This is a genomic window from Tunturiibacter gelidiferens (assembly GCF_051013345.1).
In the GTDB taxonomy this organism is placed as follows: Bacteria; Acidobacteriota; Terriglobia; order Terriglobales; family Acidobacteriaceae; genus Edaphobacter; species Edaphobacter gelidiferens_A.
Window position 1 is genome coordinate 2,017,836 of record NZ_CP132939.1, and the last position, 13,613, is coordinate 2,031,448.

Sequence of the window (13,613 nt, forward strand, 5' to 3'; positions counted from 1 at the left end):
ATTGGGATCTTTAAGGCGTTAAATATTTGCTACGGACAGCATCTGGCAGATTGCTGGGTCAAGCTTCCGAACGAGAATCCCATTTTCGCCGGCGAGGCGCCGGTCGACTATATGATTCAACACGGCCAGCCATGCCTGGAGCAGGTGCGTCGCCTGCTCGATGCCCGGTGCGCCGGTCAGTGACAACTTCCCTCATCGCTTTATTCCTTGCAGAGTGTGTACACGATAGACCATTTGCGCTCCAACCGCGGCCTACGCTCTACCATCGCAGCCCTTGACCGGCGGAGACAACGGTCGAAGCTCACCGCTTGCAAATTGTCTCAGCATCACCGCCTCAATTTTTTGGGCGTCTTCGACTGGGCGCACATGAAAGCCTGCGCCCTCCGACCCAAAATACCGGTGTCTTAGCCAGAAGGCCACGTTGACCAAGCCGATCAACGCTGGCACCTCTATGAGTGGGCCCACGACACCGACGAACGCCTCTCCAGAGTTCAAACCAAAGACTGCCACCGCTACGGCAATAGCCAGCTCAAAGTTGTTACCGGCAGCCGTGAAGGAGAGGGTACCTTACGTGTGAGGTTGTTATCGACCGCCCAGCAGAGGCAGGCACCCAGCAAAAACAAGGCAGGTACTACGCCGGAGAACTTCGCCTCGCCCGGCCAGCTCAAAATCAGCAGCCCAGCGAGAATCGCTCCCATGCCAAGTGCTATGCGCCTGTCGAAATTCTCCTTGAAGACAAACCATGCGAGGAGAGCGGTGAACACACTCTCTGGGTTCAGGAGGAGCGATGTTCCCGAGGCGAGCATACGAGTTAATCCAAGCATCTGTAGGCCAGGACCGAGAACACCTCCGGTGAAGATGGCTCCGGCAAGCCAAGGCCATTCCCCCGTGGAAGACGAACGGCGGGAGACCTTCGCAGCAGACGGTACTGCGTAAGCCCGATTCCAGAGCCAAGATAAAGGAGCGCCGCCATGAGCCACGGGCTTACATCTGCGAGCAGCAGCTTGGCAAGAGGCGTTCCACTCCCGAAAAGCAGGACAGCCCCTAGCGCGGCGAGGATGCCGGGCTGCGTCAGATTCTTTCGTAGTTGTTCCGTTTGCGCCATGACAGCCTCCTACGCTCTCGCCGGGTGTTCTTCTGCATTTTGTGTTATTTCGATTGGACTCTCTTTCTCGAATATCCATTCATAGAGGACAGGAAGGAGCAACAGAGTCAACAGGGTTGAAGTGAACAATCCGCCAATCACTACACTCGCAAGTGGCCTCTGGACCTCGGCTCCGGTGGAAGTAGATACAGCCATTGGGATGAAACCGAAACTCGCCACACAAGCGGTCATCAGCACCGGGCGAAGCCTGCGGCGCGCTCCAGCAAGCACGGCCGCGTAGGTCGTCTGCCCGGCCTCACGCGCCTGATTAATCGAGCTAACCAGAACGACTCCGTTCAACATGGCAACTCCAAACAGAGCAATGAAACCTACCGATGCGGAGAGATTGAGGTTCATGCCGCGCAGCCAGAGGGCGGCTATGCCACCGACCAGAGCGAACGGGATATTGCCCACCACAAGCAATGCCTGCTTGAAGGATTTGAAGGTGAGGTAGAGGAGGATATAGATGAGGAAGATAACGATCGGAATAATGATCATCAGCCGTTTGGTTGCGCGCTGCTGGTTTTCAAACTGTCCACCGTATTCGATCGAATAACCTGCGGGCAGCCTTACCTGGCGTGCGATGTTGGCCTGCACCTCTTGGACAAAACTGCCGAGGTCGCGTCCGCGCACGTTGGACATGACAACCATACGCCGCTGTCCTTCTTCGCGGTCGATCTCAATAGCCGCGCGTACCACCCTTACTTGCGCGACTTGGTCGAGTTTGACCTGTGCCCCTCCCGGAGAACGCAACGTGATCTCTTGCATGGATTGGGGATTTGCCCGATACGACTCCGGTAGGCGCATGGCGATGTCGTAACGTTTCTGGCCTTCAATGAGCTGCGAGATGACAGCCCCGGAAGCACCGGCCTCCACCGCCTGCTCTACATCGGAGACATTCAGGCCGTAACGTGCCAACGCGCCGCGATCAATGCGAATCGTGAGATCAGGCACGCCGGAGGTAAGTTGAATCTGTGCATCCGCTGCCCCACGCACGCCAGAGACGGCCCGGAGCACCTGCGTCGAGAGTGAATCGAGTGTGTCGAAGTCGTCTCCGAAAATCTTAATAGCGAGGTCGGCCTTGACCCCTGAAACAGTCTCATCGACGCGCATCGCCATCGGCTGGGTAAAGTCGTAAGCGAGGCCGGAATCTGAGCAAGTTCCTTATCGAGAGCGCTAATCAACTCTTCTTTGGTGTGAAAGCGATGCCATTCGTTCATCGGTTTCAACAGGAGGTAAGTATCACCTTCGTTGATGCCCATTGCTTCGGTCGCAAAATCCGGGCGTCCGATCTTGATAACGACATCGGCGATCTCAGGAAATGCGCGCAGCCTCTGCTCGATGCGCTTGCTGATTTCAACTGATTCGGTAAGGGAGATACCTGGCAACTTGCGCGTCTCCAGCAGAATCGAGCCTTCATCCAATTGCGGCATGAACTCAGTGCCAATGACAGTGAGCGACCAGAGAGCCACCACCAGGATGAGAAGCGCAGCCGCTACGGTCGTCTTGCGGTGCCGGATGACAGTCGCCAGCAGACGCTGGTAATGATCGGCCAGACGATCCATCCATCCCGCGCTTGCGTCATTACGCTTCGCCGGCAAGCCCTTGCTGAAAGCAAACGAAGCGAAGGAAGGGATCGCGATCAGCGCCAGAAGCAAAGCGCCGAGAAGAGCGGAGCAGACGGTAAAGGCCATCGGCCGGAACATGCGTCCTTCCAACCCCTCCAAAAGAAGATCGGGACATACACCGCAATAATGATGAGGACACCAAAGGCCATAGGTCGGGCGACATCATGGGCAGCTGCGCGAACTGCGGCAAGCCCTGATTCGCCTTCCCGTCGTTCTTCCAAGCGATGGATGGAGTTTTCCATCATGACCACTGCGCCATCGACGATCATGCCAAAGTCGATGGCTCCCAAGCTCATGAGATTGGCACTGAAGCCAAAGAGACGCATGTTGATGAAGCTGATGAGCATTGCCAGAGGAATAATCGAAGCCGTAATTAGCGCAGCACGGACGTTGCCGAGGAAAAGGAAGAGTACAACCGTAACAAGAACGAACCCCTCGAAGAGATTTTTCTTGACGGTTTGAATCGTTCCGTCGATCACGCTTGACTGGTCATAGAAAGGAACGATCTTGACGCCCGCTGGCAAATGCATGCCCTTGATTTTTTCTTTCACTGCCGCGATTACGCGCTTGCCATTCTCGCCCTTGAGCATGATGACCATGCCTGAGATCGTCTCGCCGTTGCGCAGTACGGCTCCGAGACGTGGAGCTGGACCGATCCCTACCTTGGCGACATCGCTTAACAAGACGGGGACACCGCGACTCGAAAGCAGAACGATGTTGCCGATGTCCTCGATGCTCTGGACGCGGCCCTCGCCTCGTAGCGTGTATTGCTCGTCGTTGTGTTCGATGTAGCCGCCGCCGAAGTTGGTATTGTTTTCAGCGACCCGGTCGGCGACATCCCGCAGAGTTAGCCCGTATTGCGTCAGCAAGGCGGGATCGACGGTGATCTGATACTGCTTGACCTCACCGCCCCAGTTATTGATCTCGCTCACGCCGGGCACCGTGCGGAGCTGACGTTTGATCTGCCACTCCTGCAGGTCTTTGAGTTCCATTGGAGTCATGGGACCGCTGAGCGTGTACTGATAGAGTTCGCCGAAGGCCGTCGCGGGTAGGCCCAATTGTGGCTGAATCCCTCTCGGCAACTGGTCCGTCACCTGTTGCAGCCGCTCATTCACCATCTGCCGTGCAAAGTACATCGACACGGAGTCGTCGAATACGATCGTGATGATGGACAGACCCAGCTTCGAGAGCGAGCGAACTTCTTGCTGCTTCGGCATCCCCATCATCGCCTGTTCGATGGGATAGGTGACGAGTTGTTCAACCTCGGTTGGTGGCATCGAGGGAGCATCGGTCACGACCGTGACCTGATTGTTGGTAAGATCGGGAAATGCCTCGACAGGCATGGTGTAGAGGGCGTATCCACCGGCTGCGACCAGAGCGAGGACCAGCATCAATACGATCCAGCGAGCAGAGAGTGCGGCGTCAATGATGCGATTCAACATGCCTAGTCTCCGATCGTGGATTTGAGAAGCTGCGATTTAGCGATAAAGCTGCCGTGGGTGATGACCTGTTCACCCGGCTTTAGCCCCTCAAGGATGCGGACGTTGCCACGCACGTTTTCGCCTGTCTGTACCGTTTGCACTTTGAACCGATCCGCCGCCAGGCGTACAAAGACGACGTCCTGTCCATTGACCTGTTGAATCGACTCTTGCGGTACTAGGACAGCGGAGCTGCCTGCTCCCGCTGCGAACTCGGCACTCGCCAGCATCTCGGGACGAAGATGATTGTCTGGATTTCTGATCTCGATGCGTACCTGTATTAGTCGAGTCACCGGATCGAACTCCTGACCGAGATTCGTAATCTTTCCGGTGTAGGTTGCGTCCGGCACGTCCGGCAATGTAACCGTCGCCGTCTGCCCAACATGCAACTTGGACAAGGTCGCAGTATCGACCGAGGCCAACATCCACAACCGGCTGAGATCGCCGATGACAAAAGCGTCCGTGGAAGTCGAGAGGGTAGAACCAGGCGTTACACTTTTCTGCAAAATCCGCCCGCTTGCGGGGGCTTTGATAGGAATGAGATCGGCGTCGCCCGACTCGTTTGCTGCCGCGTCGGCTTTGATCCCAAGGATCTCCTCCATGTGGGCCTGCTCACGATGCACGTCGTTGTCGGCCTCACGGGTCGCACTCTGGGCGTTCACCAACTCCTGTTTCGACGTCTCGACTTGCGAGACCGATTCAGCCTTCAGTGTGTAGAGCCGCTGACTGCGCTCGTAGTTCTTCTCGGCCAGAGCTGCGGCGGCCTGGAGGCGTGAGCGTTCGGCTACGGCGTTGTCGTAAGCCGCCCGCGTCTCATGCACGTCATGGCTGTGCATCCGGGCAAGCACCTGATCCTTCCGCACAAAGTCACCGAGGTTGAAATACACCTTTTCGACCCTACCCTCGGCGAGAACGCCGACGCGCCAGGTTGCGTTATCTGGAAGAGCGATGTGGCCTTTGGCACGCTGGTTCACAACGGCGCTCCCCAACTCGACTGGCGCAATTTCGATCTTCTGTTCGGCCTGTGCCTGCGTCGAGAGCGTCACCTCGTCCGACGCACCTTTGCTCTGGGCTGTAGTGGCCGCTTCGCCCGTCGTATCCTTTTGTGGGCGATGGCATCCGCATAGCAGGCAGAACGTCATCGCACATATCAATGCGGCTGCTTTTGTAATCCTCACTGGTCCACTCCTTCCGCATAGTTCAGCGCGACAACGCTGAGATGAAAGCCTTCCAATGCCCGCACGTAGCTGAGTTCCGCGTCTACGCGCGCCCGTTCCGCATCGAGCATCCGAAGCAGATCAAGTCCTCCGGCCTGATAGGCCGCTCGGCTTATATCCGAGATTTCGATAGCCTGCTCCCGCAGAGGCTTGAACGTCTGAAGATACTGGTCACGTCGCATCTCATATTCCCGGTGCGCCAATTCGAGTTCAGCCGCGAGCTGGTTGCGCGTGGCCTGATAGTCCTCTCGCGCCGCGTCTTCCTCCGCGTGCGCTGCCGCGACCGCTCCCTGATTTCGATTGAAGAGGGGAAGATCGAACTGCACACCGGCCACAGGCGTATCGATATCCACGTCTCGCTTATAGCCGCCAGTGAGAAGAAGATCGGGCCTGCCGTTTGCCTTTTGCAACCGCGTCTGTGCTTCCGCTCCCACAATCGCCTGTTGGGCAAGCTGGCCTTCGACTCGCGTCGAAGTGGCGTCTGTTCCGGGAGGGAGGGGCCTCGGTTCCTCCAGCGTCTCGAAGCCCTCGGAGAGCAGCCACGAACTGTTCGGAGCGGTGTTCATTTCCTGCGCCAGCATCAACAACGCCTTCTCGGAGTCGAGCTTTGCGTTCGCCGCCGCAGCGCGAATCTGTTCCCCTTGCAGGCGTACTCGCAACAGGTCCACCTCCGCGATCTTGCCTTCGCGGAAGCGAGCTTCGTGATACTCGATGACCTGCCTGAAGTAGTCAGAGTCTTGTGCATATAAGGCAGCGAGCGATTGCGCCGCCTTTGCTTTCCAGTAGCTTTCGCGCACGTTCAAGACGATCTGCCGCCGCTCCAGTTCGGCCTGCAGGCGGCTTTGGTCCATACCCTGTTGCGCGACGGCGATGCGGCCTCCTCGTTTACCGGAGGTTTCGAGAAGTTGTGATCCCTCCCAATACGTTTGAGAGTTTTCTCCGACATTGAGGTGATCGACGAAGTCTTCTTTGCGGAAGAGGAGACGCGGGTTGGGAATCAGGCCAGCTTGTGAGCGCAGACGTTCCGACGCACTGACGCGGTCGTTCGCCGCCCGCAGTTCCGGACGGTGAGAAAGTGCATAGGCAACTGCATCCTGGGCTGAGAGAATCGTCTGTCCGTTACAGACCTTTGCCCACAGGAGCATTCCTATAAATACAAACAACAAAGGCCTTTTCATCGATAGAGTCCTGCTTGGAATTTGCGAGAGACGGCTACTCTGGCAGCAAATCCAATGAGTGCCAGCAACACGTTCACGAAGATCTAGTTGAGATACCGTTTGACCACGGACATCAGCTCGTCCGCGGCCTCAAGCTGCGAGGGATGAGTCTTCTGGTTTGGGTCGAGTACATGAAACCGCAGATGCCCCTCAATCAGCTCGGCCATGAGCCCATTGAGCGCTCCGCGGCAAGACGCGACGAGCTGCAAGATCTCCTCGCACTCTCCCTCGCCGTCCAGAGCGCGCTCGATGGCTTCGGTTTGCCCCTTGATGCGGCGAATACGCGACAAGAGCTTTTTCTTATCTTTCGTGGTATGGGCCATGAGCACCTCTCAAAGAAAATAATATACACCCCTATATTATATTTGGAATAGCGCTCACATCACGAACACAGGAATTGCCCATCATGAAGACCGAAGAACAGCGATTGCATTGGGACCAGAAGTATCAGGAGGAGATGCCCTCTCTGACCAAGCCCGATCCATTCTTCCTGTCGGCCTACAAGCAGTTTGTAGAGGATTCCTTCCTGAACGCCAGGGCTGTTCTGGACCTGGCTGGTGGGCTCGGCAGACATGCCTTATGGCTGGCGAGCCGGGGATGGCGAGTGAGTGTCGTAGATATCTCCGAGGTGGCGATCAGCAGGCTACATCAGACGGCGCTTCAACTCGATTTGCCCCTGGACCTTTTTGCGATAGCTGCAACGGAATACCAATTTGAACCGGCAAAGTTCGACCTGATCGTGCTGTTCTACCACCTGGACCGGAGTCTCTGCGGCAAGATCATGTCCGCTCTGAAACCCGGCGGTTTCCTTCTTTGTAAGACCAGCCTGCGCTGGGGTTCCGATGAGAGATCCATTTCGACCAGCACCGATCCGCTAGAGAGAAACGAAATTTTGTCGCTCGTTCCAGACTTACGTGTGATGTACCACCGAGAGCGGCCCGTCCGTGATCAAGGTGTCGTCGAATTCGTTGGGAAGAAAGGCTACGCCGCAGATTCATATAGTACGGCCCCACTGCCGGAGCAGTAACTCCATTCTTCTCAGCACTCATTCCTTAATTCTTAGTCAGAAAATCTTCAGGAACACTTCAGTGGCCCCAGAGCTGAATACGCTTATATAGAAGAGAGGTGGCATCGTGAGGATTCTGCTCGTGGAGGACGAGATCAAAGTAGGTAACGCGGTGTGCGAAGGACTTCGGGCGGAAGGGTACGAAGTCACCTGGGCGCAGACCGGGGAGGAAGGATTTTTTCATGCCAGCTCGCAGGGGTTCGATCTGATTGTTCTGGACGTAATGCTGCCAGGGCGGGATGGCATTGAAGTGCTCGAAACATTACGGAAGCAGGGCGCCAAGACACCGGTACTTCTGCTGACCGCAAAGGACGCGATTGAGGATCGTGTGCTGGGACTGGATGCCGGAGCTGACGACTACCTGGTGAAGCCATTTGCATTTGCGGAGCTAACTGCGCGTCTCCGCGCTCTCCTTCGTCGCAACAAGCCAGAGACCGGCGGAGTATTGAACATCGCGGCGCTTGAAATCGACCCGATCAGAAGAATCGTCAGCCGAGAGGGCCATCGCATTGATCTCACGGCGCGAGAGTTCGAACTGCTCGAATACCTGGCCCGCAATCATGGCAGGGTGGTCTCTCGCCAGATGCTCGCCCGCGATGTATGGCAGGAGACGGATCGAGCAACGCCTCTGGACAACGTGATCGACGTGCATATCGCGCGGCTACGCCGGAAAATGGACGATCCATTCGAGACCAAGCTTCTGCATACCGTGAGAGGGGTCGGCTTCACGCTGAGCGAGGACAATTCGTGAAACTCTTACAGGCGAATCTTCGCACACGCCTGACCGTTCTCTATGCGTCCTTGCTCGGGGTCGCACTGCTCCTCTATGCCTGTGTGGTTTCGATTTTCTTTTTCACAATTTGCAGGAACAGTTGGATTCGAGCCTCCATCGAGACGTAGAGACCGTTGAAGGGGCACTTTCCGCTGATCGGAATGGCAGGCTCCAGATCAGTTCTCGTGAAGGCGAGGCAGACGAAGACGATCTCGACCGCGGTTATCTTCTGGAGGTCTGGTCCGCTGACGGCAAGCTGCTCTATCGGAGTGAACAATTGCGCGGTCAGGCGCTCGGCCCGCTCCCAACAGGTAGCGCAGATTCCAATCGGCAACACGCACATTCCCTCCGGCTCGCATCGGGCATGCGGTTGCGTTCCATCAGCCGCGTTCATCGTCTGGCGGATGGCAATGCGGTAATCGTCCGGTTGGCTGTCAGTCAGGAACCTCTCTGGCATGAATTTTGGGAGATGGCGACGGTCCTTGGCATCGGTCTTCCGCTTACAGTAATTCTCGTTGCTCTCACTGGATACCTGGTTGCTGCTCGCGCGCTCAAGCCGGTGGACTCGATGGCGCAGCGTGCGGCGCAGATTACCGCCGAGCAGCTGAATGAGAGATTGCAAATCGAAAACCCGAAAGACGAATTGGGTCAGCTGGGCGCTGCATTCAACAATACCCTGGCACGGCTGGAGAGGTCTTTCGATCAGTTGCGTCGGTTCACCGCCGATGCTTCCCACGAATTACGAACCCCGCTGACTGCCATACAGAGTGTCGGCGAAGTGTCGCTGAAGATGCCAGGAGATGTGAGCTACTACCGGGACACAATCGGAAGCATGCTCGAAGAGACGAATCGCCTTACCCAATTGGTGGACAGTCTTCTGACGATGGCTCGCGCTGATGCTGGCCGCATTCAATTGCACCGGGTTGAGGTGAACCTCTTTGATCTTGCGGGGGAGACGGTAGGGCTTCTCGAAGTTCTTGCGGAGGAGAAGCAACAGACGATTCTGATCGATGGCAACCGTTCCACAACCGTAAAGGCTGATCGGACGATTCTCAGACAATCCCTTGTGAATCTTGTCCACAATGCGGTGAAGTATTCACCCGAGCATGGCGAAATTCGACTGCGCATCCACGAGACGGAGCAGGATGCGATTGTCGAAGTCGAGGACAGCGGTCCTGGCATTGCGCCCGAACATCGCACGCGCATCTTCGAGCGATTCTATCGGGTGGACAAATCGCGCACACGCGCAGCTGGAGGAGCAGGGCTTGGCCTGTCAATCGCGCAATGGGCCGTCTCGGCGCATGGCGGAACGATCGAAGTTCAATCTGAACCTGGATCTGGATCAATCTTTCAAATTTGTCTACCGAAACATGTTTCGTCCGTGGCAGTGCGCTGAGAACCGAGTCTCTTATTTCGTCCAGAGGTGGTATGCGGTGTCGATTTCATTTCGTTCTTCTTCTGCTTGGTTCGGTGATCGGTCTCGCGCAGGCGCAGAGCGGCGCGAACTCGCTCGGCCTCATGGGAGGCGTGCAGGATACCAGCGGAGCCGTGATCGTAGGAGCGCAAGTCAGTCTGACAACCCAGGACGGAAGGATCGTTGCGCAAGGAATTACTGACAGTTCAGGCGCTTTTCGTTTTACGAACATAACTGCGGGAAACTACTCAATCGACGTAACCCAAGCGGGATTTCAGGAGGTTAAGCAGCCGATCAAGGCCGGTTCGGGGGCCGTCCGGCGATCCACATCGTCCTGTCAGTCGCGTCGGTAAATCAAGATGTGATGGTAAGGGCTCCTGACAGCTCCGCGCAGGTGAGTACCGAGATTTCACAAAACCAGGACTCAAATACCGTTGACCGCGATGCGCTCGATCGCCTTCCAGTATTTGATCAGGATTACATCACAACCATGTCACGGTTCTTAGACTCCGATGCGACGGGCACGAATGGAGTCACGCTTGTCGTCAATGGTATCGAAGCGAACGGGCCAGGCGTGACAGCGTCGGCGATCCAGAGCGTGAAGATCAATCAGAACCCCTATACTGCTCTATATTCTCGCCCCGGACGCGCCCGGATCGAGATCACCACCAAAGGCGGAACTCCACAGTTCCACGGATCAGCAAACTTCTTATACCGAGACGCGCTCTTCGATGCCCAGAACGCATTCGCCGTCACTAAGCCATCAGAGCAGCGTACCTACTATGAAGGATCGCTCACAGGTCCTTTGAGTCACAGCAAGAAGACGACCTTTCTCCTGGCGCTCGACAGGGACAATGACAACCAACAAGCGATCGTCGTAGCAGCGGGCCCGGATGGAGACATCAATGCGAACGTTCCCAATCCGACGCATCACTACTTCCTTTCAGGCCGCGTCTTTCATGATTACGGCCAGGGAAACCAGTTCTGGGTGGGCTACTCCTATGAGCACAAAACGGTACAGAATCAGGGGGTAGGCGGCACAGTCATTCAGGAAGCGGGCACCAACACTCTGTTCTTCGAGCATGAGGTCAATGTCGGAGATACCTATGTCTTCTCGCCAAAGCTCTTAAACCAACTCCACTTCCTGGTCGGTCATTTCGATAATCAGACCCACAGCTTGAATGAAAATCCACAATTAGCTGTGTCGGGAGCCTTCACCGGAGGCGGAGCACAGGCAGATGCTCGGAGAACGGAATATCACTTCGACGGAACCGACATCGTCACGTATTCGGCGGGCAAGCAGGAGATCAAGTTCGGAGTTGATGTGCCGGACATCAGCCGCCGCGGTTTCGACGATTTCACCAACCAGGCGGGCACATACTCCTTTGCGAGCCTCGCCGACTATGAGGCATCCAATCCATTTTCCTATCTGGTCCAAAGCGGGCAGGGGCATGTGACCTTTCTCGAAAAGACGGTTGCCGGTATCTTTGAAGACACCATCCGATTGAGATCGAATCTCTCCGTCGCGGCAGGCGTCCGCTATTACTGGCAAAACTACTTTCACGATATTGCGCACAATTTCGCACCCCGGCTCAGCTTTGCCTATGCTCCCGCCGCAAAGGGCACGACGGTCATTCGCGGCGGTGCGGGATTCTTCTTCGACCGTACAGGGCCCAGTCCGATCTCTGACCTCCTGCATTTCAATGGAGTCCGTCTTAAGAGGTTCATTCTGGAGAATCCGACTTACCCGGTTACGGCCCCTGAGCTGGCTGGTGTGCCTACGAGTGTTGTGGTGCTCGATCCGCGCCAGCGCATCCCTTACACCATCCAGTTCGGCGTAGGTATCGAGCAACAACTGAACGCAAAGAGTTCTCTGTCGATCAACTACCTCGGTTCTAGAGGGATCGATCTGTTTCGCTCGGTGGACGCGAACGCACCGGCCCCGCCCGACTATATCGCGCGGCCAAATCCGAATCTTGGACAGGAGCGACAGCTCCAATCAGAGGGATACCAGAAGAGCAACTCGCTTCAGGTTAGTTTTCGCGGCAGGCCAGTAAGTTATTTCACAGGACAGGCTCAATACACCTTTGGAAAGACATACAACAACACGAGCGGAATCACCTACTTCCCTGCGAATAGCTACTTCCCGAACTCCGACTGGTCACGGTCCGATAATGACCAGCGCAACAAGTTTGACCTGCTGGGTACTCTGGAAGCGGGCAAATGGTTCGACCTTGGAACCGCACTCTCCCTGTACTCCGGCAAGCCGGTAAACATCACCACGGGCAACGATGACAACCATGATGGCCTCGCCATCGATCGTCCAGTCGGCGTTCCGAGGAACGCGATGCATGGCCCAGGCTACATCGACCTGGACCTGAATCTGGCGCACGACTTCATTCTTACAAAGACTGGAAAGGACGGGCCTGTTGCCACCCTTTCCGTCAATTCTTTCAACGTTCTCAACCACGCGAATGATGTGACTTATGTCGGCGTCGTGAGCTCGCCCTTCTTTGGTCACGCGGTCGCAGCCCAGCCACCGCGCCGTCTGCAACTGGATCTGGAGTTCAAGTTTTAGCTGTGAGGGAGCGCGGACGGTCCGCTGCTCCGTACCATTCAAGCGAGGTCAGAAAAAATGAGATCGAAGTATCAAATGTCGAGCCGGATCACCAGCTGTCTAGTCGCGGGCTTCTTTGTGGTGTCCGCAGTGAGCTATTCCCAGGATGCAAAAAACGAAACAGAGGTCTTGAAAAAGATCGCAGATGTCCCGATGCCTGGCCCTGCGGTGAGGTTCGACTACCAAACCTTCGACCCATCGAGTGGCCGGCTATACATCGCGCACATGAACGCCGATCAACTTGTTGTATTCGACACCTCGAAGAGACAGGTTGTCGCCAATCTCGACGGCTTCAAGCGGGTGCATGGCGTGACCGTTGCGCCCGAGATTCATCGCCTCTATGCGTCCGTGACCGGGAATCATCAGGTCACTGCTGTCGATACCGAGTCGCTGAAGACTTTGGGAATCGCCGGGCCGATCACCTACCCGGACGGCTTGGCTTACGCTCCAAAGCAGAACAAGGTGTTCGTCTCCGATGAACACGGCGGGGTCGATGCGGTCATCGACGCTAGGAGCAATAAGCTCATCACCAACATTCCTCTAGGCGGCGGCGCAGGAAACACCGTCTACGATTCCGTCTCTGGCCACGTCCTGGTCTCGGTTCATGGCATGAATCTACTTGCCGTTATCGACCCGGCGACGAATCAGATCATCAGCCGCATACCGCTGGCGGGGATCAAAAACCCACATGGGATAGCCCTGGATACACGCGACCGTATTGCTTTCATCGCAGGCGAAGAAAATCACTCACTTGCTATGGTCGATCTCCAGACGATGAAGGTTCTTTCCACCTATCAGGTGGGCGAAGATCCCGACGTGTTGGCTTATGACCCCGGTCTAAAGCGCCTGTATGTCTCCGCCGAGTCGGGTACGGTCACGATCTTCCAAAACAATCGCAAGAGCCTTACTTTGCTCGGCTCCTTCGAGATGCCTCACGCGCATACAGTGTCGGTCGATCCAAAGACTCACCTCGTCTATTTCCCGCTGGAGAACGTAGACGGTCACCCTCTACTGAGAATCATGCAGCCAGTCGTAACCACGCAATCAAAACAATAAGGAT

12 protein-coding genes and 1 pseudogene are annotated in these 13,613 nt (G+C 56.2%); 6 read left to right on the top strand and 7 right to left on the bottom strand.

What is annotated here, in order from left to right; genetic code table 11:
• Positions 1–18: 18 nt before the first annotated feature.
• The 7 genes and pseudogenes from RBB80_RS09975 to RBB80_RS10005 form a co-directional block, all read right to left on the bottom strand.
• Positions 19–186 (bottom strand): hypothetical protein, encoded by a 168-nt coding sequence (locus tag RBB80_RS09975; RefSeq protein ID WP_433968038.1) that lies wholly within the window; start codon positions 184–186, stop codon positions 19–21.
• A 326-nt stretch (positions 187–512) separates the two neighbouring features.
• Complete coding sequence (locus RBB80_RS09980) at positions 513–860, bottom strand: EamA family transporter (RefSeq protein WP_433969605.1); 348 nt, start codon at positions 858–860, stop codon at positions 513–515.
• On the bottom strand, positions 812–1,105 hold the full coding sequence (locus RBB80_RS09985) for a hypothetical protein (protein ID WP_433970151.1): 294 nt from the start codon (positions 1,103–1,105) through the stop codon (positions 812–814). The genes RBB80_RS09980 and RBB80_RS09985 overlap by 49 nt, the downstream gene beginning before the upstream one ends.
• A 9-nt stretch (positions 1,106–1,114) precedes the next feature.
• Positions 1,115–4,214 (bottom strand): annotated as a pseudogene (locus tag RBB80_RS09990) (efflux RND transporter permease subunit).
• A gap of 2 nt (positions 4,215–4,216) precedes the next feature.
• Positions 4,217–5,428: an efflux RND transporter periplasmic adaptor subunit gene (locus tag RBB80_RS09995; RefSeq protein ID WP_433968039.1), complete on the bottom strand. Its 1,212-nt coding sequence runs from the start codon at positions 5,426–5,428 to the stop codon at positions 4,217–4,219.
• A complete protein-coding gene (locus tag RBB80_RS10000) occupies positions 5,425–6,645 on the bottom strand; it encodes a TolC family protein (protein WP_433968040.1) in 1,221 nt (406 codons plus the stop codon). The genes RBB80_RS09995 and RBB80_RS10000 overlap by 4 nt, the downstream gene beginning before the upstream one ends.
• 83 nt (positions 6,646–6,728) lie before the next feature.
• Positions 6,729–7,007 (bottom strand): metal/formaldehyde-sensitive transcriptional repressor, encoded by a 279-nt coding sequence (locus RBB80_RS10005; RefSeq protein WP_433968041.1) that lies wholly within the window; start codon positions 7,005–7,007, stop codon positions 6,729–6,731.
• 83 nt (positions 7,008–7,090) lie between these two features.
• On the opposite strand from RBB80_RS10005, the gene RBB80_RS10010 reads away from it, so the two are divergent.
• The 6 genes from RBB80_RS10010 (at position 7,091) to RBB80_RS10035 (ending at position 13,609) form a co-directional block, all read left to right on the top strand.
• Complete coding sequence (locus RBB80_RS10010) at positions 7,091–7,711, top strand: class I SAM-dependent methyltransferase (RefSeq protein WP_433968042.1); 621 nt, start codon at positions 7,091–7,093, stop codon at positions 7,709–7,711.
• A 106-nt stretch (positions 7,712–7,817) separates the two neighbouring features.
• Complete coding sequence (locus RBB80_RS10015; RefSeq protein ID WP_433968043.1) at positions 7,818–8,501, top strand: response regulator transcription factor; 684 nt, start codon at positions 7,818–7,820, stop codon at positions 8,499–8,501.
• Between the two features lie 121 nt (positions 8,502–8,622).
• Positions 8,623–9,918 carry a sensor histidine kinase gene (locus RBB80_RS10020; protein WP_433968044.1) on the top strand — a complete coding sequence of 432 codons (1,296 nt, stop codon included), beginning with the start codon at positions 8,623–8,625 and terminating at the stop codon, positions 9,916–9,918.
• A gap of 32 nt (positions 9,919–9,950) precedes the next feature.
• Positions 9,951–10,289 (top strand): carboxypeptidase-like regulatory domain-containing protein, encoded by a 339-nt coding sequence (locus RBB80_RS10025; RefSeq protein WP_433968045.1) that lies wholly within the window; start codon positions 9,951–9,953, stop codon positions 10,287–10,289.
• A 137-nt stretch (positions 10,290–10,426) separates the two neighbouring features.
• The gene (locus RBB80_RS10030; protein ID WP_433968046.1) at positions 10,427–12,514 is read left to right on the top strand and encodes a TonB-dependent receptor; all 2,088 of its coding nucleotides are present in this window, start codon (positions 10,427–10,429) and stop codon (positions 12,512–12,514) included.
• A 168-nt stretch (positions 12,515–12,682) separates the two neighbouring features.
• Positions 12,683–13,609 carry a YncE family protein gene (locus tag RBB80_RS10035; RefSeq protein ID WP_433968047.1) on the top strand — a complete coding sequence of 309 codons (927 nt, stop codon included), beginning with the start codon at positions 12,683–12,685 and terminating at the stop codon, positions 13,607–13,609.
• Positions 13,610–13,613: the final 4 nt, after the last annotated feature.

Excerpts from the sequence above, each read along its gene's own strand:
- RBB80_RS09985 (WP_433970151.1), bottom strand. The coding sequence starts at position 1,105 with ATGGCGCAAACGGAACAACTACGAAAGAATCTGACGCAGCCCGGCATC.
- RBB80_RS10000 (WP_433968040.1), bottom strand. The coding sequence starts at position 6,645 with ATGAAAAGGCCTTTGTTGTTTGTATTTATAGGAATGCTCCTGTGGGCA.
- RBB80_RS10005 (WP_433968041.1), bottom strand. The coding sequence starts at position 7,007 with ATGGCCCATACCACGAAAGATAAGAAAAAGCTCTTGTCGCGTATTCGC.
- RBB80_RS10010 (WP_433968042.1), top strand. The coding sequence starts at position 7,091 with ATGAAGACCGAAGAACAGCGATTGCATTGGGACCAGAAGTATCAGGAG.
- RBB80_RS10025 (WP_433968045.1), top strand. The coding sequence starts at position 9,951 with ATGCGGTGTCGATTTCATTTCGTTCTTCTTCTGCTTGGTTCGGTGATC.
- RBB80_RS10030 (WP_433968046.1), top strand. The coding sequence starts at position 10,427 with ATGTCACGGTTCTTAGACTCCGATGCGACGGGCACGAATGGAGTCACG.